At 53.0% G+C, this 1,761-nt stretch carries 3 protein-coding genes; 2 read left to right on the plus strand and 1 reads right to left on the minus strand.

Annotated features, from left to right (window positions below; translation table 11 throughout):
- Together C5O23_RS14500 and C5O23_RS14050 are read left to right on the plus strand one after the other, a co-directional pair.
- Positions 1 to 206: hypothetical protein (locus C5O23_RS14500; protein WP_205743455.1), on the plus strand; the 206-nt coding region annotated here is incomplete at its 5' end.
- Positions 175 to 1,329: a site-specific integrase gene (locus tag C5O23_RS14050; protein ID WP_107033532.1), complete on the plus strand. Its 1,155-nt coding sequence runs from the start codon at positions 175 to 177 to the stop codon at positions 1,327 to 1,329. The genes C5O23_RS14500 and C5O23_RS14050, both read left to right, overlap by 32 nt.
- Here C5O23_RS14050 and C5O23_RS14380 read toward each other — a convergent pair.
- A partial coding sequence (locus C5O23_RS14380) for a hypothetical protein (RefSeq protein WP_161553622.1) occupies positions 1,324 to 1,761 on the minus strand: 438 nt, incomplete at its 5' end. The genes C5O23_RS14050 and C5O23_RS14380 overlap by 6 nt on opposite strands.

Raw genomic sequence — 1,761 nt, forward strand, 5'->3', positions numbered from 1 at the left:
CTGGTGGCACCACGAAAAAACTCGACTTCGGTCGGGTTTTTTGCTTATATAGCAGATTATCAGCGGATTACTTACGCCCCGTCGGTAGTCAATTTTCAAACAATGTCGGCACAAATGTAGGCTCAAAATCAGAGCGTTACAAAAAATGTCGTCACAAAAGTTGGCACACCCAAAATGGCGAAAGTAACAATCAAGCGGCGAAATGAGAGCGAAAGAGCGGACGGCCGCGCCGCTCTGTATGCGGTGTTAAACATCGAGCGTATAAAAATCCGCCTCCCTCTGGATATAGCGGTAACGGGTGCGGAATGGGACCCGGTAACGGAGAGAATCAAGGGGCGCGGTCAGGAGGTAAAAGATAAGAACCTTATAATTTCCAACACGAAAGCGAAAATCTCGGACATACTCGTCCGGGCGAGGCTCACGGGCGAAACACTCACGAAAGACAGTTTTCTCGCGCTCTACCGTCGTCCGGGTGAAACGATGAATTTTCTTGAATACGCCTTCCGGCACCTCGACGAGCTGCGCACGGCCATGCAGCCCGAAACAATCCGGCACCACAAAGCGGCGTTAACGAAACTCCAGCACTATAACCCACGGCTCCAGATAGCCGAGATAACGCCCGAATGGCTGCGCGTATATGCCGCCCACCTCCGAGATAAGCACAATAACAACGCCGGAACAATACGCAAAAATATGTGCGTTATCCGTATGCACTATTATGCGGCTATGAGAGCCGGGAAAGTGAAGGTTAACCCGTTCGAGGTGTATCGGGTTCCGGCCGCCGACCCTGCTGTTATATTTCTTACCGAACAGGAATTAAACAAACTGACAAGCCTCTATCGCTCCGCCATTCTTGACGAAGGAGAACAGGACGTGCTTCGCTTCTTCCTGTTTATGACATTCACGGCCATGCACATATCCGACGCCAGAGCGTTGCAGATAGAGCAGATAAGCGGCGGCGAAATCCATTACCAGAGAATCAAGACACGCACGCGCGTAAATATGCCGCTATCGCGTCCGGCGGCTGAATTGGCCGAATACTACCGCGACGGACGGTATCGTGGCAATCTGTTCAGGAAATTGCCGACGGACCAGGCGTTCAACAGAATAATAAAAAGAATCTGTAAACGTGAAGGTATCGAAAAAGCGGTCAGCGCGAAAGCTGCCCGGCACACCTTCGCCACCCTTTACTACAAAAAGAACTCCGGCGACCTTGGCACTCTTTCAAAACTCTTGGGGCATACCTCGGTAACAACCACCATGATATACGCCCACATAATGAAAGAAAACCGCGTCGCCGGGGTGTCTGCCTTCGACGATATGTTATAACTCGTATTGGGAGTAATCGACGGCGTTTTTCGCTTCGATTCCTGCGGCTCGGCACTCTTTGATGTGCGTCCACATGGCTGCGACCATATCGCCCAGTTCGTCGGCTGCGGCTGCGTCCGTATCAGCCTCCAGCAGTCCGATGAACGGGGCGCGGTCGATTTCGCCGGTCTTATCGAGCGAGTACACCGCAAACAGAAAATTACGCTGTGCCGCGTCTGTCAGCCTTACCTTCCGTCCATTCCAAAAGAACGTATTAGCGATTCGGTCCTGGGTCTGTGCGTCGAAATACTCCGCCACTGCGTCGCGTATCTCGTCAACAGTCGGACGGCCGTCGGTAATCATTTCAACGGCCAGCCATCCGCGCTCCTCGTCGCGGTGGTGATTCCAGCGCACCGCCCAGCGGTCGCGGCGTGGGTTTATGCACTCGATAGG

It is taken from the genome of Duncaniella muris (assembly GCF_003024805.1).
GTDB classification, from domain to species: domain Bacteria; phylum Bacteroidota; class Bacteroidia; order Bacteroidales; family Muribaculaceae; genus Duncaniella; species Duncaniella muris.